The sequence below is a fragment of the Streptomyces albidus (ex Kaewkla and Franco 2022) genome, assembly GCF_013870515.1.
GTDB lineage: Bacteria > Actinomycetota > Actinomycetes > Streptomycetales > Streptomycetaceae > Streptomyces > Streptomyces albidus.
This window is the reverse complement of sequence record NZ_JACBXA010000077.1, coordinates 1-22463: the sequence shown is the minus strand read 5'-3', so window position 1 is coordinate 22463 and position 22463 is coordinate 1. Positions and strand designations below refer to the sequence as shown.

Sequence of the window (22463 nt, the reverse complement as noted above, 5' to 3'; positions counted from 1 at the left end):
CAGCGGTCCGGTCCCGCCGGTCAGCTTCCGGGCGGCACCGACCCCGGCGGCAGGGGCGGCCCCGGCGACACGGGCGAGATCCCTCGTCCCGACTGGGGCGGCAACTGGGACAACCAGTCGACGGGGGAGTACGCCTCTCCGCAGACAGGCTCGGACACCGGTGAGTTCCAGCGTCCCCAATCGGGCTCCGACACCGGGCAGTTCGCGCGTCCCCCGGCCACCGACACGAGTGCCTTCCAGCGCCCGCAGACCGGGGGTCCCTCGGACACCGGCCAGTTCGCGCGGCCGGAGGACTGGGGCCAGCGTCCGAGCTGGGCGACGCCCAACGCTCCCGTCGACGACGGACCTCGCGGTCACGACGACACCGAGGCACACGACACCGGCGAGTTCGCGCGTCCCGGATACACGGGCGCCTCCAGCGGCGGCCAGGGCGCCGCCCAGGAACGCGACCGGCACGACACCGGCGAGTTCCAGCAGCCCGCCGAGGAAGCACCGTCCTACGACCCGGACTTCGGCATACCGGCGGTCCCTCCGGCCGCCGCGGACGCCCCGACGCCGATCTTCGAGTCGATGGAGTCCAACTGGTTCCGTGCCGCCTCCTCACCGCCGCCCGCACCTCCGCAGGCGCCGCCCGAGGAGTCGCAGGAGCCCGTCCAGTCCTCGCACCAGGCGCCCGCTCCGCGGCCCGGTGGCGAACCGGCCTCCGCCGTACCGCCGATGCCGCGCCGTCACAGCGCCCGGGGCGCCGCCGAGGGCGCCTCCGCGAACTCCACCACGGGATCCCACCACGTGGGGGCCCAGCGAAGCGCCGACACCGGCGGTCACTGGGGAGCTTCGCCCAACGATGAGACCTGGCGCCGGGCCGAACAGGTCCGGCAGCCCGCCGCGGGAGGAGTCACCACCTCAGGTCTGCCGCGCCGTGTGCCCCGCGCCAACCTTGTCGCGGGTACCGCTGAGCAGCAGTCCTCCGCCCAAGCCGGTCCGCAGGTCTCCCGCTCACCCGACGACGTACGGGGGCGGCTGACCAACCTTCGCCGCGGCATCCAACAGGGCCGGCAGGCCGGCACGACGAACGGCCGCGGCGTCGGCCCCACTTACCAGCAGGAGCGTTAGTTGAGTCCGATGAGCCAGGCGGCGCAGAATCTGAACTGGTTGATCACCAACTTCGTGGACAACACCCCAGGTGTGTCGCACACGGTGGTGGTCTCCGCGGACGGCCTCCTTCTGGCCATGTCCGAGGGCTTCCCGCGCGACCGCGCCGACCAGTTGGCGGCGGTCGCATCCGGGCTGACCTCACTTACAGCCGGGGCCTCCCGCATCTTCGAGGGAGGCCCCGTCAATCAGACGGTGGTGGAGATGGAGCGAGGCTTCCTCTTCATCATGTCCATCTCGGACGGCTCTTCACTGGCCGTCCTCGCTCATCCGGAGGCTGACATCGGTCTCGTCGGATATGAGATGGCACTACTGGTAGACCGCGCAGGAACCGTCCTCACCCCTGACGTGCGTGCAGAACTTCAGGGGAGCATTCTCAACTGACCTGAAAGCTCCCCTCTAATGAGCCACCTCAGTCCGTTAAGCCGATTCGACCTCACGCCTCGACCGGAGGAGCCATGACCCCGCCGCCAGCCTCGCCCGGACCGTACGGTGCCCCATACCAGCACGCACCGTACGGCGGTGAGGGCGACCAGCCGCTGGTGCGCCCGTACGCCATGACGGGAGGCCGTACTCGGCCGCGTTACCAGCTGGCGATCGAGGCACTGGTGAGCACGAGCGCCGACCCGGCACAACTTCAGGGTCTGCTTCCCGAGCACCAGCGCATCTGCCACCTGTGCCGCGAGGTCAAGTCGGTGGCGGAGGTCTCCGCTCTTCTCGCGATACCCCTCGGGGTGGCCCGGATCCTGGTCGCCGACCTCGCCGAGGCCGGAATGGTGGCCATCCACCAGCCCGGCGGCGGTTCCGAACCCGGTGGTGCTCCAGATGTGACCTTGCTCGAAAGGGTGCTCAGTGGACTTCGCAAGCTCTAGCCCGCAGACGGGCCAGATGATGAATTACGGAGCCCCTGCTGCCGGCCGCTCGACGACCTCCGCGAAGATCGTGGTGGCCGGTGGCTTCGGTGTGGGCAAGACGACCTTCGTCGGTGCCGTGTCGGAGATCAATCCGCTGCGCACGGAAGCCGTGATGACTTCCGCGTCGGCCGGGATCGACGATCTGACGCACACGGGCGGGAAGACCACCACCACGGTGGCGATGGACTTCGGCCGCATCACGCTGGACGACGACCTGATCCTGTACCTGTTCGGTACGCCCGGTCAGGACCGTTTCTGGTTCATGTGGGACGACTTGGTACGTGGTGCGATCGGCGCCGTCGTGCTGGTCGACACCCGTCGTCTCGCCGACTGCTTCCCGGCGGTCGACTACTTCGAGAACTCGGGTCTTCCCTTCGTGATCGCGCTCAACGGCTTCGACGGGCATCAGCCCTATTCGCCTGAGGAGGTCCGGGAGGCCCTGCAGATCGGCCCGGACGCTCCCATCATCGTCACCGACGCCCGGCACCGCGCCGAGGCGAAGAGTGCTCTGATCACTCTTGTCGAACACGCGCTGCTCGCACGCCTGAAGTGAGCAGCATCATCAACTCGGCGCTCACGGCGCCGAGTTGATCGCACAGCCGGCCTTGCTGCGTCCAGCGGCCGGCTGTGTTGTTCGTCATGCCCTCCGGAGCCTTCAGCCGCCCTGCGAGATGTTCATAACGTTTCGACAGAGAATTTCGGCTCCGTGAACACTGCTGGCATCCGGGGGGCTTCACTCCGCTCACAAAACTTCGCCCATTTGTCGTCTTAGTTCATAGATACCCGATTTTCCGGGCCTGTTGGGGTGTCGTACCGGCCTCAACCAACTGTTTGGACGACGCGGCCCTGACGTGCTGAAATGCGCTGAACTCAGCAGTAGCGAGTGGCACGTCGCCGACCCACGGAACGTCGGATGTCGGACACCGAGGGCCAAGAGGTGAGGAGTCGCGTGAGGCGAAGCAAGACGGGCGCTGCGACACAGGCCCGGGAGGAGTCGCGGGGCAATTTCACCCCGCCGTCCCGGACCGCGGTGACCTCTGATCTGTCGGACACGGGACGATCGGGCAGTCGCCTGGCCGTGCGCAACTGGCGTGTGAGGACACGGCTGTACGCCATCCTCCTCATCCCGGTGATCGTCGGACTCGTCTTCGGCGGCTATCGCGTCCAGGATTCCATCGACACCTGGAACGAGGCCGAGGACGCACAGCGCACCGCCGAACTGGTGCGCGCGGCAGCCGATTACGGCAACGCCCTCATCGACGAGCGCGACCGCACCGCGGCACCGCTGCTCGCAGGGCGACGGAACGATCCGGCAGTTCAGCGCGTGCGCGGTGTCACCGACCGCGCCAAGAAGGACTTCGACCGAGCGGCGACCGCGATGCCGGCCAAGCCCGGACTCGAGCGTCGTCTGGCCGTCTTCAGGAAAGAAGAGCCGAAGCTCGCGGCGCTGCGCACAGCGGCCTACACCACGCGCCTCAACGGAGTGAAGACCGAAGAGGGTTACGTCACCATCCAGCACCCGCTGATGGAGTTCGCCAACGAACTCGGCTTCGGCACCGGCAACATCACCTCCTACGGCCGCACCGTCTACTCCATATCGCTCGCCAAGGCGGCCCAGTCGCTGGAGCGCTCCATAGGCATGCACCTGCTGGTGGGTCCCGGCCCGGGGAAGAAGAACACGCAGCGCCAGTACACCGCGCTGACCTCGTACGCCTACCTCGAGCGCATCGCCATGGAGGAGTACGTGGGCGGCGGCCGCCCGGAGGACGTCGCGCTGCTCAAGCGCGAGTCCGCCAAGTCCGAGGCGAAGGGCAAGCAGAAGCTGGCCAAGGCCGAGGCGCAGGCCACGGCCGCGGGCCGGCAGTTCGTCCCCCCGCCGCCGATGAAGGAAGCGATACCCGCGATCGTCTCCGGTGCCGGCAGTCAGGCGCTCAAGTCCAAGGGCATCACCGCCAAGAGCTGGTTCGCCACCAGCACAGGCAAGTTCGACGCCTACCGCGCCGTCGAGAAGAACCTCACCGACGCGGCTGTCGACGAGACGGAGCAGATCTCCTCGGACGCCCAGCGGGACGCGCTGGTCAACGCCGTGATCGTGCTCGCTGCGCTGCTGCTCGCCGTCTTCCTCGCGGCGCTGATGGCCCGCTCGATGAGCCGCAGCATGCAGAACCTGCGCACCGCCGCCTTCGACGTCGCCGAGCAGCGGCTGCCGATGCTCGTCGACCAGCTCTCCCGTACGGACCCCGGCCGGGTCGACACCCGGGTCGCGCCCATCCCGATCGACAGCACCGACGAGATCGGCGAGGTCGCCAGGGCATTCGACCAGGTGCACCGCGAGGCCGTGCGTCTCGCCGCCGAGCAGGCACTGCTCCGCGGAAACGTCAATGCGATCTTCACGAACCTCTCCAGCCGCAACCAGGGCCTCATCGAGCGGCAACTCGGTCTCATCTCCGACCTGGAGAACAACGAGGCCGACCCCGACCAGCTCGAGAGCCTCTTCCGGCTCGACCACCTGGCCACCCGCATGCGGCGCAACGGCGAGAACCTCCTCGTCCTCGCAGGTGAGGAGCCCGGCCGCCGGTGGAACGAGCCGGTGCCGCTGATCGACATCCTCCGCGCCGCCTCCTCCGAGGTGGAGCACTACGAGCGCATCGAGCTCTCGGGTGTGCCGGAGAGCGAGATCCACGGCCAGGTCGTCAACGACCTCGTGCACCTGCTGGCCGAGCTGCTGGAGAACGCGACCACCTTCTCCTCGCCGCAGACGAAGGTGGCCGTGACCGCCACCCGGCTGCCGGACGGGCGGGTCGTCGTCGAGATCCACGACAAGGGCATAGGCCTGACCGCCGAGGACTTCGCCGACATCAACCACAAGCTGGCCAACCCTCCGACCGTGGACGCCAGCCTCGCGCGGCGCATGGGCCTGTACGTCGTCGGCCGCCTCTCCGACCGCCACGGCATCCGCGTGCAGCTGCGGCCCTCGGGGGAGCAGGCCGGCACGACATGCCTGGTGATGCTGCCGGAGGCGATCACACGGGGCGGTGGCGGCGAGGAGGAGATGTTCGAGGACTTCACCGTCTCGCGGATCGTGCCGCACCAGCCGGAGCCGCAGTACAGGCAGGCCGTCGACTCGCGCTCGGCCGCCCAACTCGGCTTCGACGACGGCAGGTACGAGGTCCCGGACGACGCCTCCTCCCTCGACCCGATCGGCCGCCCGCTGATGCGGGACGAGCGTCGCGAGGCGCTGGAGCCGCCGTACGACCAGCGGCAGGAACCGCCTGAGCGCGAGCAGCAGCGGCCGCCTCGGCCGCAGGGGCCCTCCTCTTACGACGAACAGCGGTTTCAGCAGCCCTCGTACGAGCAGAAGAGCTCCTACGAGCAGCCGTACGAGCCGCCGGCGCCGTACGAGCGGCAGGCGCCCCAGCAACAGGATCAAATGCCGTCACGCGGCGGTCAGTACGCCTCCCGGGAGCCGGAAGCGGAATCGGGTACGGGCGTTCACGGGAATGGCCACGACCGCGTAGGCTTCGACCGTCCGGGCCCCGCCCCGAGTAGCTATCGCTCCACGACCGGCGCAGGTCTCCCGCGCCGTGACCGCGAGCGGTCGCCGCTGGAGAGGGGAACGGAAGCGCAACACCAGCAGCACCAGCCTCAAACGGAACCTTACGAGGATTGGCGATCAGCCAACGACGAGCGCTGGAGCCGGGCAGGCCGACTGCGTGAACCGCAGGCCGGTGGTACCACCTCATCCGGCCTTCCCCGGCGGGTGCCCAGGGCCAACCTGGTCGAAGGCACCGCCGAATCGAACTCGCTGGGCGGCTCATTGGTCTCCCGCGCGCCCGAGGACGTACGGGGCAGGTTGAGCAATCTGCACCGCGGCATCCGCCGGGGTCGCAATGCGGGTGACGCCCCCCACAATGACCGACAGGGCTACGGCCCCGGCAGCACCTACGATCAGGAGCGTTAGTGTGAGCCCGATGAGCCAGGCGGCGCAGAACCTGAACTGGTTGATCACCAACTTCGTGGACAACACCCCAGGTGTCTCCCACACAGTGGTGGTCTCCGCCGACGGACTTCTGCTCGCGATGTCCGAGGGCTTCCCGCGGGACCGCGCCGACCAGTTGGCGGCGGTCGCGTCCGGGCTGACCTCGCTCACCGCCGGAGCCTCCCGCATCTTCGAGGGCGGCAGTGTGAACCAGACGGTCGTGGAGATGGAGAGAGGATTTCTCTTCATCATGTCCATCTCCGACGGTTCGGCGCTGGCGGTCCTCGCCCACCCCGAGGCCGACATCGGTCTCGTCGGCTACGAGATGGCACTTCTCGTCGATCGCGCGGGCACCGTCCTGACCCCGGACCTCCGCGCTGAGCTGCAAGGCAGCCTGCTCAACTAGTTCTCAACCAGCAGACAGGCAGTGCGCGTTGCGGCTTCGCGCCATAAGGTGCGGGTGATGCGATACACGCCCACGGCGCTGGAGTAGACGGAACGATGTAGCCCGCAAGTCCGTGAGTCGGAGGAGGAAACATGACAATGCCCCCAGGCGGCCAGTCGTCGTACGGCAGTGGTCATGAGAACGCGCGCCCGAAGCGGTTCAACTTCCCCTCCACACCCAGCAGGCACGTGGGTGGGCAGTCGCGCGACGAGCCGGCGCAGCCTCCGCAACAGCAGCAGCCGCCCCAGCCTCCTCCGCAGCGGCACCAGCCGCCGAGGTATGAGGACGGGCGGTTCGAGCGGCGCTACGACCAGCAGTACGACGGGCGGCAGTACGACCAGGGGCCGCCTCCGCGTATCCAGCCCGTGCAGCCCGCCCCCCGGACCGACAGCAGCCAGAGCGGCCGCGTCGAGCAGCAGCCGCTGGTGCGCCCGTACGCCATGACGGGTGGTCGGACCCGTCCCCGGTACCAGCTCGCCATCGAGGCGCTGGTGCACACTTCGGCCGAACCCGCCAAGCTCCACGGGCAGTTGCCCGAGCATCAGCGGATCTGCCGGCTGTGCTACGAGATCAAATCGGTAGCTGAGATCTCAGCACTTCTCACCATTCCCCTCGGCGTCGCCCGTATCCTCGTCGCCGACCTGGCCGAAGCAGGGCTCGTCGCCATCCATCAGCCCGGTGGCAACGACACGAACGAGGACGGCCAGCCAGACGTGACATTGCTCGAAAGGGTGCTCAGTGGACTTCGGAAGCTCTAGCGGCGGCGCTGCTGCCCGTTCCACCACCTCCGCGAAGATCGTGGTGGCTGGCGGCTTCGGTGTGGGCAAGACGACCTTCGTCGGTGCCGTGTCGGAGATCAATCCGCTGCGCACCGAAGCTGTGATGACTTCGGCGTCGGCCGGGATCGACGACCTGTCCCACACCGCCGACAAGACCACCACGGTGGCGATGGACTTCGGCCGCATCACCCTCGACCAGGACCTGATCCTGTACCTGTTCGGTACGCCCGGTCAGGACCGTTTCTGGTTCATGTGGGACGACCTCGTGCGCGGTGCGATCGGCGCCGTCGTGCTGGTCGACACCCGTCGTCTCGCCGACTGCTTCCCGGCGGTCGACTACTTCGAGAACTCGGGTCTTCCCTTCGTGATCGCGCTCAACGGCTTCGACGGGCACCAGCCCTACACGCCGGAGGAGGTCCGCGAGGCCCTGCAGATCGGCCCGGACGCTCCCATCATCACCACCGACGCCCGGCACCGCGCGGACGCGAAGAGTGCCCTCATCACCCTGGTCGAGCACGCGCTCATGGCCCGTCTGCGCTGACGCCCGAGCGGCGGGCGCCCGACGCCCGCCGCAGGCAGCACCGCACCCCCGTCGAGGACCGGCGGGGGTTTGTGACGCCCGCACAGTGCCCGCTCCCCGTCCCCACCGCTTGACGGCCGCGGAGCGCCGAGGAGCAGCGTCCGGTCCAACCGGAGATCGCTGGTCCACTTCCACGTCGTGCACGGTGTCGTTCGGCCGCCCGACGGCGGAAGGCCTCCACGGAACCGGTGGCCCGGCCCGCGGCGGCCCCCGCCTTCCCGTGTGGCATACGCTGGAGCGTCACTTCCGTCCAGCCAGTGAAGGGCGAGACCCACCCGTGCGCATCGCAAGATTCTCCCTCGACGGAAACGTCGCCTTCGGCGTCGTGGAAGGGGACGCGGAGACCGAAGGCGGCCCCGTCCTCGACATCATCAAGGGCCACCCCTTCGCCGAGTTCGAGCGTTCGGGCCAGAAGCTGCCGCTGGACAAGGTCCGGCTCCTGCCGCCCGTGCTGCCCAACAAGGTCGTCGCGATCGGCCGCAACTACGCCGAGCACGCGAAGGAACTGGGCAACGAGGTCCCCGACAACCCCGTCGTGTTCTTCAAGCCGTCCACCTCGGTCTGCGGCCCGGGCGACCCGGTCAGCTACCCGGCCTTCTCCTCAGAGGTGCACTACGAGGCCGAACTCGCCGTCGTCATCGGCCGGTTGTGCAAGGACGTGCCCCGCGAGCGCGTCAAGGACGTGATCCTCGGCTACACCTGCGGCAACGACATCACCGCCCGGGACGTGCAGCGCGCCGAGTCCCAGTGGGCACGGGCGAAGGGCTTCGACACGTCCTGCCCCCTCGGCCCGTGGGTGGAGACCGAGTTGGACGCCTCCGACCTCGGCGTGATGTGCACGGTGAACGGCGAGCAGCGCCAACTCGGCCGTACCAGCGAGATGGTCCGCTCCGTCGAGGACCTGGTCGTCCACATCACCGAGGCGATGACGCTGCTGCCGGGCGACGTCATCCTCACCGGCACCCCGGCGGGCGTCGGCCCGCTGAACATCGGCGACGAGGTCGCCGTCACCATCGAAGGCATCGGTACTCTCACCAACAAGGTGGTCAAGCGTGACTGACGCGACCGCGAGCGTGAAGGACGTCCGGGTACGGTTCTGTCCCTCCCCGACAGGCAACCCCCACGTGGGCCTGATCCGCACCGCTCTGTTCAACTGGGCCTTCGCCCGCCACCTGGGCGGCACCCTCGTCTTCCGCATCGAGGACACCGACGCTGCCCGGGACTCGGAGGAGTCCTACGAGCAGCTCCTGGACTCCATGCGCTGGCTCGGCCTCGACTGGGACGAGGGCCCCGCGCCCTTCGACGCCGATGCGAGCGAGACGGCGGAAGCCGGCCCCTACGGTCCGTACCGCCAGTCGCAGCGCACCGAGATCTACGCCGACGTCGCCGCACGGCTGCGTGAAGCCGGGTTCGCCTATCCCTGCTACTGCACCGCCGAGGAGCTGGAGGTGCGCCGCGAGGCAGCCCGCAAGGAGGGCAGGCCCTCGGGCTACGACGGCAAGTGCCGCAACCTGACCGCCGAGCAGATCGCCGGGTTCGAGGCCGAGGGGCGCACGCACATCGTCCGCTTCCGCATGCCGGACGAGCCGATCACCTTCGCCGACCTGGTCCGCGGGGAGCTCACCTTCTCCCCGGAGAACGTCACCGACTACGGCATCGTCCGCGCCAACGGCGCTCCGCTCTACACGCTCGTCAACCCCGTCGACGACGCGCTGATGGAGATCACGCACGTCCTGCGCGGCGAGGACCTGCTGTCCTCCACCCCGCGCCAGATCGCGCTCTACCGCGCCCTCGCTCAGATCGGCGTCGGCAACGGCACGACGCCCGCCTTCGGGCACCTCCCGTACGTGATGGGGGAGGGCAACAAGAAGCTCTCCAAGCGCGACCCGCAGGCCTCGCTCAACCTCTACCGCGAGCGCGGCTTCCTGCCGCAGGGTCTGCTCAACTACCTTGCCCTGCTTGGCTGGTCGATCGCCGAGGACCGCGACATCTTCTCCCTGGACGAGATGGTCGCCGCCTTCGACATCGCCGACGTCAACGCCAACCCGGCCCGCTTCGACCTGAAGAAGTGCGAGGCCATCAACGCCACACACCTGCGCGAACTCCCCCTGGAGGACTTCGTGAAGGCATGCGAGCCGTGGCTGCACGCCCCCTACGCACCCTGGGCGCCGGAAGCCTTCGACCGGACCGCGTTCGAGGAGCTGGCTCCGCTCGCGCAGACGCGGCTCACGGTGCTCGCCGACATCACCGACAACGTCGACTTCCTCTTCCTGGACGAGCCCGTCGAGGACGAGGCGTCGTGGGCGAAGGCGATGAAGCCGGGGGCGGAGGACGTGCTGCGCACGGCCCGTACGAAGCTCGCCGAGGCCGACTGGAAGGCCGAGGCCCTCAAGGAGGCCGTCCTGGCGGCCGGCGAGGAGCACGGCCTGAAGCTCGGCAAGGCACAGGCCCCGGTCCGCGTCGCCGTCACCGGCCGTACGGTCGGCCTGCCCCTCTTCGAGTCGCTGGAAGTGCTGGGCCGGGACCGCACGATGGCCCGAGTGGACGCGACGCTGGCGAAGCTGACGGCTCAGCGGGAGAGCTGAACCCGCATCTGGAGATGTGCCCGTGCCTGGCGTGCGTGCCGGGTGGGGAGCGGAGTGCGGTGCCGGACGGGGCGGAGGCCTCCCGGCACCGTTCGCCCGCCTCCGGGGGCCGAGTCCGCTGATGACCGGGGCGGGCCCTGCGCAGCTGAACCCGTTTTGGAGCACTGTCCCCGATCGGGTAATGTTCCTCCTGTCGCCGAACGGGGCGAGGCCACGCGGCCCGATCCGAAGGCGGCCACCCAGACAAAATCCCCATCGGGGGTTGCGTTTTGGTGGGCTATGGTGTAATTGGCAGCACGACTGATTCTGGTTCAGTTAGTCTAGGTTCGAGTCCTGGTAGCCCAGCGCGATCTTCGTTCAGCGAATGCTCAACTGGCAAGATCGAGGCCCCCGTTGTGTAGCGGCCTAGCACGCCGCCCTCTCAAGGCGGTAGCGCCGGTTCGAATCCGGTCGGGGGTACTGGTCCGTCCTCTGGGCGGGCCGAGCAGGGGCCCCCGTTGTGTAGCGGCCTAGCACGCCGCCCTCTCAAGGCGGTAGCGCCGGTTCGAATCCGGTCGGGGGTACTCGGTCAAAAGAAGGCCCTCCGCGATGCGCGGAGGGCCTTCTTCGTGTGCACGTACTGTCGGCGTCATCCGGGGGCGAGCCTCAACTCTCCGCTCAACTCCCCGTGCCGAAGCGGCGGTTGCACTCCTCGGCCTCCGCCAGCCGCCGCAGGCCGAGCAGGACCGGCTCGTAGAGAACCGTGCACGCCACGGCCGCCTCGATCTGCTCCTCCGCGTCGTCGTAGCTCTCGACCAGATCGAGGTCGGCCTCCGCGAGCCGGGACGCCGCGGCGGCGTACGGGAGCAGGTTCTCCACGTTGCAGGGGTAGCCGAGCCGGTGGAGCTCGGCGACGGCGCCGACGAGCTTCCGGTACGCGGGGGAGTCCGGGCCGGCGAGCCGCCCGAAGCTCCAGCCGACGCGGTCCAGCAGCATCTGTACGGTGTGCTCCGCGGCCGCCACGGCCGGATCGTCGGCCGTCGGCTCATTGCCGTGCGGCAGAGCCCAGACGGCCGCGCCGATGCGGCTGTGCTGGTCCTGCGAGCCGTCGTCGACGACTGCCAGCACCTCGCGCACCGTCGTCACGGGAAGCCGGCCCACCTGGGTCATGGCGCGGATGAGGCGCAGCCGCCGCAGGTGCGACTCGTCGTACTCGGACTGGGTCGCCGTCACGCGGCGGCCCGGCGGCAGCAGCCCCTCGCGCAGGTAGTACTTCACCGTGGCGGTGGTGATCCCGCTGCGTTCACTCAGCTGTGCCAGGCGCATGTCCGTGCCGTTCCCGATCCCGTGCCGAAACCCACTTGCCGAACTTGTTGGAGAGGAGCACTATCTTATATGGATAGTGTCGCTATCCATATGGAGAAGGGGGAGCGCCATGGCAGGTGCGGTAGAGGCGGGACGGTCAACCACGGCGGCGCGGGGGGACGTTGTCGTCTTCCTGATCGGCATGCGCATCAACAAGCTGTGGGCGCTGCGGAGTTGGCTGCCCGTTCTGATGGCGATGCCGCGGATGCTCAAGGAGCTGTCCCGGGATCCCGCGGGCGGACTGCTCGGCTTCCGGGTGCAGTTGGGCGGCCCGCGTGACTTCAGCGTCGTGCAGTACTGGGAGTCGAAGGAGGCGCTGTTCGCGTACGCCTCCGCTCCGGACCAGGAGCACCGCCCGGCGTGGACGGCCTACAACCGCCGCGTCAGGAAGAGCGGGCCGCACGTGGGCGTCTGGCACGAGACCTACGCGGTCCCGGCCGGCCGCTACGAGACGGTCTACGTCAACATGCCGCCGTACGGACTCGGAGCCGCTCACGGCATCGAACCGGTCGGCCGGCGGGGGGAGCGGGCGGCGGAGCGGATGGGGTCGCAGCCTGTGGAGGGCTGACCTCGCGCTCACCCGCCCGTTTGCGGCGGCGCGCGGGCCGGCGCTCTCGCCGACTGTGCGTCGCCGCTCAGCCGGTGGTGCGGCGCAGGGCTTCGCTCAGCCGGGCCGCCGCGTCGACGATCGCCTGCGCGTGCATGCGGCCCGGGTGCCGCGTCAGCCGCTCGATGGGGCCCGAGACGGAGACCGCGGCGACCACGCGGTTCGAGGGGCCGCGCACGGGGGCCGAGACCGAGGCGACGCCCGGTTCGCGTTCGCCCACGGACTGGGCCCAGCCGCGCCGGCGTACGCCCGAGAGCGCCGTCGCCGTGAAGCGGGCACCTTGCAGACCTCGGTGGAGCCGCTCCGGCTCCTCCCAGGCCATCAGGATCTGGGCCGCGGAGCCGGCCTTCATCGGCAGCGTCGAGCCGACCGGCACGGTGTCCCGCAATCCGGACAGCCGCTCTGCGGCGGCGACGCAGATGCGCATCTCGCCCTGGCGGCGGTAGAGCTGGGCGCTCTCGCCCGTCACGTCGCGCAGGTGCGTGAGGACCGGCCCTGCGGAGGCCAGGAGCCTGTCCTCACCGGCTGCGGCGGCCAGTTCGCCGAGACGGGGGCCGAGGATGAAGCGCCCCTGTATGTCCCGGGCGACCAGGCGGTGATGCTCGAGAGCCACCGCGAGCCTGTGTGCCGTAGGACGTGCAAGACCGGTGGCTCCGACCAGCCCGGCGAGAGTGGCCGGGCCGGACTCCAGAGCGCTCAGTACCAGAGCTGCCTTGTCGAGAACGCCGACGCCGCTAGAGTTGTCCATGCGTCGATACTCGCGTCTCAGAGTGTGAAACGCAAGTTCCTTTTTCGGCGCCACCCGCCACCCTGTAGTGGCGGAGCGCACCACGACCCGGGGGACCGCCGAGGTCGGTGCGCCATTGGATCTCGACATGTGGTCGGTGACACAGCCGGCCGGAGGGAAAGCGATGGGACGGACACTCGCGGAGAAGGTCTGGGACGACCATGTCGTCAAGCGCGCGGAAGGCGAGCCGGACCTCCTCTTCATCGATCTGCACCTGCTGCACGAGGTGACCAGCCCCCAGGCCTTCGACGGACTCCGTCAGAACGGCCGCCAGGTGCGCCGCACCGACCTGACCATCGCCACCGAGGACCACAACACCCCGACCCTCGACATCGACAAGCCCGTCGCCGACCCCGTCTCGCGCACCCAGCTGGAGACGCTGCGCAAGAACTGCGCGGACTTCGGCGTGCGCCTGCACCCGCTGGGCGACGTCGAGCAGGGCGTCGTGCACGTCGTCGGACCCCAGCTGGGTCTCACGCAGCCGGGCATGACCGTGGTCTGCGGCGACTCCCACACCTCCACGCACGGCGCGTTCGGCGCGCTGGCGTTCGGCATCGGCACCAGCCAGGTCGAGCACGTGCTGGCCACCCAGACGCTGACGATGGCGCCGTTCAGGACGATGGCGGTCACGGTCAACGGCGAACTGCCCGACGACGTCACGGCGAAGGACCTGATCCTGGCGATCATCGCGAAGATCGGCACCGGGGGCGGACAGGGCTACGTCATCGAATACCGCGGCGAAGCCATCGAGAAGCTGTCGGTGGAAGCGCGGATGACCATCTGCAACATGTCCATCGAGGCCGGCGCCCGAGCCGGGATGATCGCTCCTGACGAGACGACGTTCGCGTACGTCCAGGGCCGCGACCACGCGCCGAAGGGCGCCGACTGGGACGCGGCGGTGGAGTACTGGAAGACGCTGCGCACCGACGACGACGCGGTCTTCGACCACGAGGTCGTCATCGAAGGCGCGGACTTGGCGCCGTTCGTGACCTGGGGCACCAACCCCGGTCAGGGTGCGCCGCTGTCCGAGTCGGTCCCGGACCCCGCCACGTTCGAGGACGACTCCGCCAGGCTGTCCGCCGAGAAGGCCCTGGAGTACATGGGGCTGACCGCGGGGCAGGCGCTGCGCGACGTCGCAGTGGACACCGTCTTCGTCGGCTCGTGCACCAACGGCCGTATCGAAGACCTGCGTTCGGCCGCGTCCGTCCTCGAGGGCCGTCAGGTCGCCGAGGGGCTGCGGATGCTGGTCGTGCCCGGTTCCGTGCGGGTCTCGCTGCAGGCCGTCGAGGAGGGACTCGACAAGGTCTTCACCGCCGCGGGGGCCGAATGGCGGCACGCGGGTTGTTCGATGTGCCTTGGTATGAACCCGGATCAGCTCCAGCCCGGTGAGCGCGCCGCGTCCACCTCCAACCGCAACTTCGAGGGCAGGCAGGGCAAGGGCGGCCGTACGCACCTGGTCTCCCCGCAGGTCGCCGCCGCGACAGCGGTTCTGGGGCACCTCGCGTCCCCCGCCGACCTGTCCGACGTACGCCAGCCCGCCGGCGTCTGAGGAGGACGCATCACCATGGAAGCCTTCACCACACACACCGGACGGGTCGTTCCGCTGCGCCGCAGCAACGTCGACACCGACCAGATCATCCCCGCCCACTGGCTGAAGAAGGTCACGCGGGACGGCTTCGAGGACGGGCTCTTCGAGGCGTGGCGCAAGAACGCCGACTTCGTGCTCAACCAGTCCGTGTACAAGGGCGGCACGGTCCTGGTCGCCGGCGAGGACTTCGGCACGGGCTCCTCCCGCGAGCACGCCGTGTGGGCGCTGCAGAACTACGGCTTCAAGGTCGTCATCTCGCCTCGCTTCGCCGACATCTTCCGGGGCAACTCCCTGAAGAACGGCCTGCTCACGGTCGTGCTCCCGCCCCGGACGGTGGACGCCCTGTGGGAGCTGGCCGAGTCCGACCCGAGTGTCGAAGTCACCGTCGATCTGGTACAGCGCAAGGTCCTCGCCCCTGGGATCGAGGCCGACTTCGAACTCGACGAGAACGCCCGCTGGCGACTGCTCGAGGGACTCGACGACATCAGTCTCACCCTGAAGAACGAAGAGGCCATCGCCGATTACGAGGCGAAGCGGTCGGCCTTCAAACCGCTGACGCAGCAGGCGTGAGACGGAGCTGAGCAGCGCCCTCGCGACACGCCCCGTCGCCTGCGGCATCTCCGCGCCCCCCACCGCACGGTGGGGGGCGCATCTTCGTGTTGAGGAGCCGGTATGCGACAACTCACCGCAGATGGCACAATCGGTGCATGGAACGCGACGGTCAACTCGATCTCTACGACCGGCTCGCCGCCCGCTTGAAGGAGGCGCACGCAAGGGTGCGCACACTGCAAGTCCCCGAGGGCGTACGGGTGGCGCTGACGCGCAAGCTGCTCGTCATCACCGCGGCCTCGAAGCACGATCTCGCCGACGCTGAGCGGCGTGTGGACCGTCTCATGACGGATATCGACGAGGGACGCTTGCCCGAGGAACAGGCAGCCAAGCGCGCTGACGGAACTCGATGAAGGGCGAGTTCGTTGCGGCACAAGGGTGATTCGCCCGTTTCATGTTTGATTCGCGGTATATATCTGCCTAGCGTGCGAAAAAGCTTGAACACATTCGTTCCTGCAATGGTTCCGAAGGGGAAGACGTGAACAAGGCGCAGCTCGTCGAAGCAATCCAGGATCAGCTCGGTGGTCGGCAGCAGGCCGCGGAAGCGGTGGACGTCGTGCTGGACGCGATCGTCCGTTCCGTTGTGGCGGGTGAGCGGGTCTCCGTCACGGGGTTCGGCTCATTCGAGAAGGTCGACCGGCCCGCCCGGTACGCCCGCAACCCGCAGACCGGGGAGCGCGTGCGGGTCAGGAAGACCTCGGTGCCGCGCTTCCGCGCCGGTGCCGGGTTCAAGGAACTGGTCAGCGGAGCGAAGAAGCTTCCGAAGAACGACGTCGCGGTGAAGAAGGCTCCGAAGGGCAGCCTGATGGGCGGCACTTCCGCCAAGAAGACCGCCGCGAAGAAGTCGACGGCGAAGAAGGCCGCGAAGGCGACCGCGAAGCGCACGGCGGCGAAGACGTCGGCCGCCAAGAAGGCCACCGCCAAGCGGATGCCGGCCAAGAAGACCGCGGCGAAGAAGGCGACCGCCAAGACGGCCGCGAAGAAGGCCACCGCCAAGAAGTCGGCTGCCAAGAAGACGGCCGCCAAGAAGGCCACCGCCAAGAAGTCGACCACGAAGAAGGCGACCGCCAAGAAGGCTCCGGCCAGGAAGGCCCCCGGTCGCAGGACCGCCGCCCGTAAGACCACGGCCAAGAGGGCCACCGCGCGTAAGCGCTGAGCTTCGAAGAGCCCCACAGCGCCGGGCCGGACTCCCCACCGGGAGTCCGGCCCGGCGGGCGTTGGAGGGGCAACTGGCGAAAGCGGCTAGAGCGTTTGGAGAGTCACGAAGGTGACGCGGCGCTCCTCGCCGTCGCCCTCGACCTCGATCCGCAGCCGCTGCCCGGGGCGCAGCAGGCGAAGCCCGCCGGCGTCGAAGGCGGCCGCGTCGAACGTGAGCGGCGTGCCGTCGTCGAGCAGGACGCTGCCCGTCCGGGTCTCGGGATCGTAGGTGTACGAGGTGGCCTGCATGCCGGGCAGCCTAGACGACGTACCTCAGGCGCTGTTGGCGGGAGCGGCGCCCGCACCCCGGCATCGCGCCCGCGCCGTGAAGGCGCCCACTCCCAGCGTGAGGGCCGCCGCCAGATCCGCTTCCGTGTCGACGTCCTGGCGCACGCTCTCCACGCCGGTGAGGGCGATCTCCTCCGCTCCGGACGCGCGATGGCGTGCACGTGAACGAGGCCCGAAGTGCGGGGCCAGTTCATGGCCCGGCAGCGCCGAGAGCAATGTGGTGCCCGTGCCCGCCGAATCGGCGAGAAAGGCGCGGGAGGACCGCGCGGCGGCGTGGAGCACCTGAGCGAGCTCTTCGGGTCGCAGGGCCGGGAGATCGGCGTTCAGAGCCGCCAGAGCCGCCTCTGGGCAGAGGGAGCGCACCGCCGTGGCACCGTGTGCCAGCGCCGGGTTGAGTCCCGCGTCCGCGGCGTCCGGCACGATGCGGGCTCCCAGAGCCGTCAGCTCCCTCGCCGCGACCTGGTCGTTGGTGACAACTGCCACATCGCGTACGGCAGTACAGGCCAGGGCCGCACTCACCGTGTCCTGCGCGAACGCCAGCGCGAGGTGGGCGCGCGCAGGGTCGCCCGCCGTGGCGGCGAGCCTGCTCTTGGCCCGTGTCAGCGGCTTCAAAGGCACCACGAGGGTCCACGCCGCGGGCGTCACATGTGGCTGCATCACCCTCATTCTCACCTGCCGCCCGTCCGGCACGGTGCGGGCCCGGCTACGGTTGCAGGACAGACGCAGACAGACCGTGCGCTCGACACGGTGGGGGGTGCGGGGTGAGACTTGCCCCTCGCGCGCTGGGGAGGACCCCACGCTCGCCGCGCTGGGCGGGCCCACGCCGCTGTGCCGAGGACCCCGCGCCCGCTTCGCGGGAGGCCGGTGCCTCGCCGCCCGGGACCCCACGTGGCTGTTCGAAAGAGGCAGAGGAGATGGTGTCCGGGTGTCCCGCCGCAGAATCGGCTTCTGGTACCGCCTTGCCGCGGTTTTGCTGAAACCGCCGCTCGTCGTGTTCTTCAAGCGGGACTGGCGGGGAATGGAACACATTCCGGAAAACGGCGGATTTATCACCGTCGTCAATCACAACTCGGCACTGGATCCGCTTTCCTACGCGCACTTCCAGTACAACACCGGACGGGTCCCGCGGTTTCTGGCGAAGGTCGGCCTCTTCCGGAGCGGGTTCATGGGAGCGGCCATGCGCGGCACCGGGCAGATTCCCGTCTACCGCGAGTCCAAGGACGCCATAGGAGCCTTCAGGGCCGCCGTCGCGGCCATCCACAAGGGCGAGTGCGTGGCCTTCTACCCCGAGGGGACTCTCACGCGGGAGCCCGGGATGTGGCCGATGAAGGGCAAGACGGGAGCGGCTCGTGTGGCGCTCGAGACACAGGCACCCGTCATTCCCGTCGCGCAATGGGGAGCGAATCTCGCCGTACCGCCCTATCCGAAGCGCAAGGACATCAAGCTCTTTCCGCGCAAGACCCTCATCGTGCAGGCCGGACCGCCCATCGATCTCTCGGAGTTCTACGGGGAAGAGCCGACCGCGGCGGTGCTGCGGGAGGTGACGGAGCGCATCATGGACGAGATCACGGTGCAGCTGGCGGACATCCGTCAGGAGCCCGCGCCCTCGCAGCGCTACGAGCACCGCAAGACCGTCGGACAGGCGACGGAGCAGGTTCCGCGCCAACAGCGCGACGGCAAGCAGCCACAGCAGGCACAGGCACAGCAGGACACGGCGCCCCCCGGGGCTGCCGGGGGAGAGAACGCGTGACGAAAGCTGCCGTATTCGGCACCGGTTCCTGGGGCACCGCCTTCGCGATGGTGCTCGCCGACGCGGGCTGCGAGGTCACCCTCTGGGGCCGCAGACCGGAACTGGCCGAAGCCGTCAACACCCGCCGCGTGAACCCCGACTACCTGCCGGACACCGAACTTCCGGCGGCGATCACCGCGACCACCGACGCGGCAGAGGCAGCCGACGGCGCGGAGTTCACCGTGCTCGCCGTCCCCTCGCAGACGCTGCGCGGCAACCTCGCCGGGTGGGCACCGCTGCTGCACCCGGGCACCGTGCTGGTCTCGCTCATGAAGGGCGTCGAACTCGGCACGGCGAAGCGGATGAGCGAGGTCATCGAGGAAGTCGCCGGCGTGGACCGTTCACGAGTGGCGGTGCTCACCGGGCCGAACCTCGCGAGGGAGATCGCCGCACGGCAGCCCGCCGCCTCGGTCGTCGCCTGCGCGGACGAGGGCGTGGCCCAGCGGCTGCAGGCCGCCTGCCACACCCCGTACTTCCGTCCGTACACCAACACCGACGTCGTCGGCTGCGAACTCGGCGGGGCGGTCAAGAACGTGATCGCGCTCGCTGTCGGCATCGCGGACGGGATGGCACTGGGGGACAACGCCAAGGCCTCCCTCATCACCCGCGGTCTGGCCGAAACCACCCGTCTCGGACTGGCGATGGGCGCCGACGCGCACACCTTCGCGGGGCTGGCCGGCATGGGCGACCTGGTGGCCACGTGCTCCTCGCCGCTCTCCCGCAACCACACCTTCGGCACCAACCTGGGGCGAGGGATGACGTTGCAGGAGACGATCGCGGTGACACGTCAGACCGCGGAAGGTGTCAAGTCGTGCGAGTCCGTACGTGAACTGGCCCGGCTGCACGGGGTGGAGATGCCCCTGACGGAGACCGTGGTCGGCATCGTTCACGACGGCAAGCCGCCGCTCGTCGCGCTCAAGGAACTGATGGCGCGCAGCGCGAAGGCCGAACGCGTCTGACGCAGTTGCGCACGCCGGAGCCCGCGGCGGCCCCAACGGGCTTGCGTGCGGCGCGGAATGCCGCCGCGACGCGGCGCACGGGGACCCTGACGCGTCAGGAGGCAGGCGGTACAGTCGATCCGATATGAGCAGCCAGAGCCCCTCCCGCAAGCCCCGTGTCGCCGTCGTCTTCGGCGGCCGAAGCTCCGAGCACGCGATCTCCGTCGTCACGGCCGGTGCCGTGCTCGGCGCCATCGACCGTGAGAAGTACGAGGTGCTGCCCATCGGCATCACCGCCGACGGCCGCTGGGCGCTGACCGCCGACGAACCAGAGCGGATGGCGATCGAGAACCGCAAGCTGCCCAGCGTCTCGGAGCTGGCCGACTCCGACTCCGGCGGAGTCCTGCTGCCCATGGAACCCGGCAACCGCGAGGTGAGCTACCTCGAACCGGGCGCCGTGCCGAAGGCCCTGGGCGAGGTCGACGTCGTCTTTCCCGTCCTGCACGGCCCGTACGGCGAAGACGGCACCCTGCAGGGGCTGCTGGAGATGTCGGGCGTGCCCTACGTCGGCGCGGGCGTGCTCGCCTCGGCGGTCGGCATGGACAAGGAGTACATGAAGCGGGTCTTCCAGTCCTTCGGGCTGCCGGTCGGCCCGTACGTGACCATCCGTCCACGCGAGTGGGCGAGGGACCCGGGTGCGGCGCGCAAGCGGATCCTGGATCTGGCCGGAGAGCACGGCTGGCCGCTGTTCGTGAAGCCCGCCCGTGCCGGCTCGTCGATGGGCATCAGCAAGGTCGACGACATCGGCGGTCTCGACGAGGCGATCGCCGAGGCGCAGCGTCACGACCCGAAGGTGATCGTCGAATCGCTGCTGAGCGGGCGTGAGATCGAGTGCGGCGTCCTGGAGTTCGAGGACGGGCCGCGTGCAAGCGTTCCCGCCGAGATCCCGCCGGTGAGCGCCCACGACTTCTACGACTTCGAGGCGAAGTACATCGATTCGGCCTCCGGGATCGTTCCCGCCCCGCTCACCCCCGAGGAGACCGCGCGGGTTCAGGAGCTGGCGGTGCGCGCCTTCGACGCCGCCTCGTGCGAAGGCCTCGTCCGCGCCGACTTCTTCCGTACGGAGGACGGCGAGTTCGTCATCAACGAGATCAACACGATGCCCGGCTTCACGCCCATCTCGATGTATCCGCGGATGTGGCAGAAGAGCGGCGTCAGCTACGCCGAACTCGTGGACCGGCTCATCCAGGCGGCGCTCCGGCGGGAGACGGGCCTGCGCTAGGAGGAGCGCTTCTCGGGCACCGACGTGCGCACGGCCTTCGCGAGGTCGGGCAGGGCGTCGATCTCGGGGGTGTAGCTGTCGGGGACGGTCAACTCGACGTTGGCCGCGCGGTCCGTGGTGGTGAACCGGTATCCGTCCTCGCGCTTCTCGAGCAGCCAGGAGACGCCGTCGACTTCTGCCGCCTCGGCGGTGGGGTTGTAATGTTCACTGCCGGGCGTGAGCTTCTCGGGGCGTGGCACTCCGCAGCGCAGTTCGATGGCCGGATCGCCCCACGCCGCGGTGTACTTCGAGGCGGGTTCGAGCGTGATCCGCTGTTGCCCGTCGACGCGCTTCGGCAACCGGTCGTACAGCGACCGGCATTTCTCGGCCGCCCTCTTGGAGGGCTTGGGCACTGCCGGACCGCCGTCGTCCGCGCCCACGCAGCCAGAGGCGGCCACTGCGGCGGCGACGACGGTGACGGCGAACGGCGCCCGGCGGTACGAGAAGTCCACCGGGTGAGCATACGGGGGAGCTAGAGATGAACGATCGGACAGGTCAGGGTCCGAGTGATGCCGTCCACCTTCTGGATCTTGGCGACGACCATGCGTCCGAGCTCGTCGACGCTGTCGGCCTGGGCGCGCACGATCACGTCGTACGGGCCCGTCACATCCTCGGCGTGAAGGATGCCCGGAAGCTTGGAGATCACGTCGGCGACGGTCGATGCCTTGCCGACCTCGGTCTGGATCAGGATGTAGGCCTGTACCACGGAACCTCCAGGGCGGCTACGAGGATCATGGGGGGAGAGGGGACGCCACGGTACCGCGTCGCCGCTACCGCGCGGGAGACCCTCCGCACTGTCGGTGACGGCGAATCGGTTCCGGGGGTGCCCGTGCGGCAGCATTCCGGCGGCGCGCGGAAGCGTACCGACGGCGGCTTCGCGGGGACCACGGCGACGGAGACGGGCGAAGGGGCAGTGCGATGCATCTGAGCGGGGAGTACGGCGAGTACCACGTGGGCGGTCGTCCACGTGCCGCCGGTACCGTCGGCGAGCTCGGAGAGTTCGGTCTGATCAGGGAGTTGACCTCCCGACTGACCACCACCCCCGCCGTGCGCATCGGGCCCGGCGACGACGCGGCGGTGGTCGCCGCGCCGGACCGCAGAGTCGTCGCGACGACCGACATCCTGCTGGAGGGGCGGCACTTCCGGCGCGACTGGTCCACCGCCTACGACGTCGGACGCAAGGCCGCCGCACAGAACCTCGCCGACATCGCGGCGATGGGTGCCGTGCCGACAGCGCTCCTGCTCGGACTGGTCGTCCCGGCCGAACTCCCCGCGAACTGGCCGGTGGAGCTCATGGACGGCATCCGCGACGAGGCGCAGGTCGCCTCGGCCGCGGTCGTCGGCGGCGACGTCGTGCGAGGCGAGACCATCACCGTCTCGATCACCGCGCTCGGCGACATGCGCAACAGGGAGCCCGTCACCCGCTTCGGCGCCCGTCCCGGCGACACCGTCGCCGTCACCGGCTGGCTGGGCTGGTCGGCGGCCGGGCACGCGGTTCTCTCACGCGGATTCCGCTCGCCCCGCCGCCCTGATCGGCGCGCTACTGGGCGCGGGCATGCTG

Annotated in this window: 24 protein-coding genes, 3 tRNA genes and 1 pseudogene; 22 read left to right on the top strand and 6 right to left on the bottom strand. The window is 69.3% G+C overall.

Annotation, left to right across the window (positions count from 1 at the left end):
* The 13 genes and pseudogenes from H5J26_RS14370 to H5J26_RS14310 form a co-directional block, all read left to right on the top strand.
* Nucleotides 1-1113 (top strand): annotated as a pseudogene (locus H5J26_RS14370) (histidine kinase); the annotation flags it as partial.
* Nucleotides 1114-1122: 9 nt separating this feature from the next.
* On the top strand, nt 1123-1536 hold the full coding sequence (locus tag H5J26_RS14365; protein ID WP_028433436.1) for a roadblock/LC7 domain-containing protein: 414 nt from the start codon (nt 1123-1125) through the stop codon (nt 1534-1536).
* A 74-nt stretch (nt 1537-1610) separates the two neighbouring features.
* Nucleotides 1611-2024, top strand: coding sequence for a DUF742 domain-containing protein (locus tag H5J26_RS14360; RefSeq protein ID WP_181766229.1), 414 nt, complete (start codon nt 1611-1613; stop codon nt 2022-2024).
* The gene (locus H5J26_RS14355; RefSeq protein WP_419183797.1) at nt 2005-2619 is read left to right on the top strand and encodes a GTP-binding protein; all 615 of its coding nucleotides are present in this window, start codon (nt 2005-2007) and stop codon (nt 2617-2619) included. The genes H5J26_RS14360 and H5J26_RS14355 overlap by 20 nt, the downstream gene beginning before the upstream one ends.
* A 396-nt stretch (nt 2620-3015) precedes the next feature.
* A complete protein-coding gene (locus H5J26_RS14350) occupies nt 3016-6027 on the top strand; it encodes a nitrate- and nitrite sensing domain-containing protein (protein ID WP_309237908.1) in 3012 nt (1003 codons plus the stop codon).
* A 10-nt stretch (nt 6028-6037) separates the two neighbouring features.
* Entirely contained in the window at nt 6038-6451 is a 414-nt protein-coding gene (locus tag H5J26_RS14345; RefSeq protein ID WP_181766227.1) for a roadblock/LC7 domain-containing protein, read from the top strand.
* A gap of 131 nt (nt 6452-6582) precedes the next feature.
* Nucleotides 6583-7248, top strand: a complete 666-nt coding sequence (locus H5J26_RS14340; protein WP_181766226.1) for a DUF742 domain-containing protein — start codon at nt 6583-6585, stop codon at nt 7246-7248.
* Nucleotides 7229-7810 carry a GTP-binding protein gene (locus H5J26_RS14335; protein WP_181766225.1) on the top strand — a complete coding sequence of 194 codons (582 nt, stop codon included), beginning with the start codon at nt 7229-7231 and terminating at the stop codon, nt 7808-7810. Before H5J26_RS14340 ends, H5J26_RS14335 begins: the two co-directional genes overlap by 20 nt.
* Nucleotides 7811-8126: 316 nt before the next feature.
* A complete protein-coding gene (locus H5J26_RS14330; protein WP_181766224.1) occupies nt 8127-8909 on the top strand; it encodes a fumarylacetoacetate hydrolase family protein in 783 nt (260 codons plus the stop codon).
* Nucleotides 8902-10434: a glutamate--tRNA ligase gene (gltX, locus tag H5J26_RS14325; RefSeq protein ID WP_181766223.1), complete on the top strand. Its 1533-nt coding sequence runs from the start codon at nt 8902-8904 to the stop codon at nt 10432-10434. Before H5J26_RS14330 ends, gltX begins: the two co-directional genes overlap by 8 nt.
* Nucleotides 10435-10707: 273 nt before the next feature.
* A tRNA-Gln gene (locus tag H5J26_RS14320) sits at nt 10708-10779 on the top strand.
* A gap of 41 nt (nt 10780-10820) precedes the next feature.
* A tRNA-Glu gene (locus tag H5J26_RS14315) sits at nt 10821-10893 on the top strand.
* A 31-nt stretch (nt 10894-10924) separates the two neighbouring features.
* A tRNA-Glu gene (locus tag H5J26_RS14310) sits at nt 10925-10997 on the top strand.
* A 94-nt stretch (nt 10998-11091) separates the two neighbouring features.
* On the opposite strand, the gene H5J26_RS14305 is transcribed toward H5J26_RS14310, so the two are convergent.
* Entirely contained in the window at nt 11092-11739 is a 648-nt protein-coding gene (locus H5J26_RS14305) for a MerR family transcriptional regulator (RefSeq protein WP_181766222.1), read from the bottom strand.
* A gap of 109 nt (nt 11740-11848) precedes the next feature.
* Between H5J26_RS14305 and H5J26_RS14300 the strand changes: the two genes are divergently transcribed.
* Entirely contained in the window at nt 11849-12346 is a 498-nt protein-coding gene (locus tag H5J26_RS14300; protein WP_181766221.1) for a DUF4188 domain-containing protein, read from the top strand.
* A gap of 67 nt (nt 12347-12413) precedes the next feature.
* Here the strand turns inward: H5J26_RS14300 and ndgR are convergent, their stop codons facing one another.
* Nucleotides 12414-13133 carry an IclR family transcriptional regulator NdgR gene (gene ndgR / locus H5J26_RS14295; protein WP_181766220.1) on the bottom strand — a complete coding sequence of 240 codons (720 nt, stop codon included), beginning with the start codon at nt 13131-13133 and terminating at the stop codon, nt 12414-12416.
* Between the two features lie 163 nt (nt 13134-13296).
* Here ndgR and leuC point away from each other — a divergent pair, with 163 nt between their 5' ends.
* From leuC to H5J26_RS14275, 4 genes are all read left to right on the top strand, one after another.
* Nucleotides 13297-14721 carry a 3-isopropylmalate dehydratase large subunit gene (gene leuC, locus H5J26_RS14290; RefSeq protein ID WP_181766219.1) on the top strand — a complete coding sequence of 475 codons (1425 nt, stop codon included), beginning with the start codon at nt 13297-13299 and terminating at the stop codon, nt 14719-14721.
* Between the two features lie 15 nt (nt 14722-14736).
* Nucleotides 14737-15330 carry a 3-isopropylmalate dehydratase small subunit gene (gene leuD / locus H5J26_RS14285; RefSeq protein WP_181766218.1) on the top strand — a complete coding sequence of 198 codons (594 nt, stop codon included), beginning with the start codon at nt 14737-14739 and terminating at the stop codon, nt 15328-15330.
* Nucleotides 15331-15467: 137 nt separating this feature from the next.
* Complete coding sequence (locus tag H5J26_RS14280) at nt 15468-15722, top strand: hypothetical protein (RefSeq protein WP_181766217.1); 255 nt, start codon at nt 15468-15470, stop codon at nt 15720-15722.
* A 125-nt stretch (nt 15723-15847) separates the two neighbouring features.
* Nucleotides 15848-16525 carry an HU family DNA-binding protein gene (locus tag H5J26_RS14275; RefSeq protein ID WP_181766216.1) on the top strand — a complete coding sequence of 226 codons (678 nt, stop codon included), beginning with the start codon at nt 15848-15850 and terminating at the stop codon, nt 16523-16525.
* A gap of 86 nt (nt 16526-16611) precedes the next feature.
* Here the strand turns inward: H5J26_RS14275 and H5J26_RS14270 are convergent, their stop codons facing one another.
* Together H5J26_RS14270 and cofC are read right to left on the bottom strand one after the other, a co-directional pair.
* Nucleotides 16612-16815 (bottom strand): hypothetical protein, encoded by a 204-nt coding sequence (locus tag H5J26_RS14270; protein ID WP_181766215.1) that lies wholly within the window; start codon nt 16813-16815, stop codon nt 16612-16614.
* Between the two features lie 24 nt (nt 16816-16839).
* A complete protein-coding gene (gene cofC, locus H5J26_RS14265; RefSeq protein ID WP_181766214.1) occupies nt 16840-17520 on the bottom strand; it encodes a 2-phospho-L-lactate guanylyltransferase in 681 nt (226 codons plus the stop codon).
* A 259-nt stretch (nt 17521-17779) separates the two neighbouring features.
* Here cofC and H5J26_RS14260 point away from each other — a divergent pair, with 259 nt between their 5' ends.
* The 3 genes from H5J26_RS14260 to H5J26_RS14250 all read left to right on the top strand — a co-directional run bounded on the left by H5J26_RS14260 (nt 17780) and on the right by H5J26_RS14250 (nt 20863).
* Nucleotides 17780-18604 carry a lysophospholipid acyltransferase family protein gene (locus H5J26_RS14260; RefSeq protein ID WP_181766213.1) on the top strand — a complete coding sequence of 275 codons (825 nt, stop codon included), beginning with the start codon at nt 17780-17782 and terminating at the stop codon, nt 18602-18604.
* Nucleotides 18601-19602, top strand: coding sequence for an NAD(P)H-dependent glycerol-3-phosphate dehydrogenase (locus H5J26_RS14255; protein ID WP_181766212.1), 1002 nt, complete (start codon nt 18601-18603; stop codon nt 19600-19602). The genes H5J26_RS14260 and H5J26_RS14255 overlap by 4 nt, the downstream gene beginning before the upstream one ends.
* A gap of 124 nt (nt 19603-19726) precedes the next feature.
* A complete protein-coding gene (locus H5J26_RS14250; RefSeq protein WP_181766211.1) occupies nt 19727-20863 on the top strand; it encodes a D-alanine--D-alanine ligase family protein in 1137 nt (378 codons plus the stop codon).
* Here the strand turns inward: H5J26_RS14250 and H5J26_RS14245 are convergent.
* Nucleotides 20860-21354, bottom strand: coding sequence for a DUF3515 domain-containing protein (locus H5J26_RS14245; RefSeq protein ID WP_181766210.1), 495 nt, complete (start codon nt 21352-21354; stop codon nt 20860-20862). The two genes, H5J26_RS14250 and H5J26_RS14245, sit on opposite strands and share 4 nt — an antisense overlap.
* Nucleotides 21355-21374: 20 nt before the next feature.
* Entirely contained in the window at nt 21375-21608 is a 234-nt protein-coding gene (locus H5J26_RS31490) for an Lrp/AsnC family transcriptional regulator (protein ID WP_181766209.1), read from the bottom strand.
* 212 nt (nt 21609-21820) lie between these two features.
* Here H5J26_RS31490 and H5J26_RS14235 point away from each other — a divergent pair.
* Nucleotides 21821-22463 (top strand): AIR synthase related protein (locus H5J26_RS14235; RefSeq protein WP_235980699.1); only part of this gene is annotated, 643 nt, incomplete at its 3' end.

Excerpts from the sequence above, each read along its gene's own strand:
- H5J26_RS14365 (WP_028433436.1), top strand. The coding sequence starts at position 1,123 with ATGAGCCAGGCGGCGCAGAATCTGAACTGGTTGATCACCAACTTCGTG.
- H5J26_RS14360 (WP_181766229.1), top strand. The coding sequence starts at position 1,611 with ATGACCCCGCCGCCAGCCTCGCCCGGACCGTACGGTGCCCCATACCAG.
- H5J26_RS14345 (WP_181766227.1), top strand. The coding sequence starts at position 6,038 with ATGAGCCAGGCGGCGCAGAACCTGAACTGGTTGATCACCAACTTCGTG.
- H5J26_RS14340 (WP_181766226.1), top strand. The coding sequence starts at position 6,583 with ATGACAATGCCCCCAGGCGGCCAGTCGTCGTACGGCAGTGGTCATGAG.
- H5J26_RS14305 (WP_181766222.1), bottom strand. The coding sequence starts at position 11,739 with ATGCGCCTGGCACAGCTGAGTGAACGCAGCGGGATCACCACCGCCACG.
- H5J26_RS14300 (WP_181766221.1), top strand. The coding sequence starts at position 11,849 with ATGGCAGGTGCGGTAGAGGCGGGACGGTCAACCACGGCGGCGCGGGGG.
- ndgR (WP_181766220.1), bottom strand. The coding sequence starts at position 13,133 with ATGGACAACTCTAGCGGCGTCGGCGTTCTCGACAAGGCAGCTCTGGTA.
- leuC (WP_181766219.1), top strand. The coding sequence starts at position 13,297 with ATGGGACGGACACTCGCGGAGAAGGTCTGGGACGACCATGTCGTCAAG.
- leuD (WP_181766218.1), top strand. The coding sequence starts at position 14,737 with ATGGAAGCCTTCACCACACACACCGGACGGGTCGTTCCGCTGCGCCGC.
- H5J26_RS14280 (WP_181766217.1), top strand. The coding sequence starts at position 15,468 with ATGGAACGCGACGGTCAACTCGATCTCTACGACCGGCTCGCCGCCCGC.
- H5J26_RS14270 (WP_181766215.1), bottom strand. The coding sequence starts at position 16,815 with ATGCAGGCCACCTCGTACACCTACGATCCCGAGACCCGGACGGGCAGC.
- cofC (WP_181766214.1), bottom strand. The coding sequence starts at position 17,520 with ATGAGGGTGATGCAGCCACATGTGACGCCCGCGGCGTGGACCCTCGTG.
- H5J26_RS14250 (WP_181766211.1), top strand. The coding sequence starts at position 19,727 with ATGAGCAGCCAGAGCCCCTCCCGCAAGCCCCGTGTCGCCGTCGTCTTC.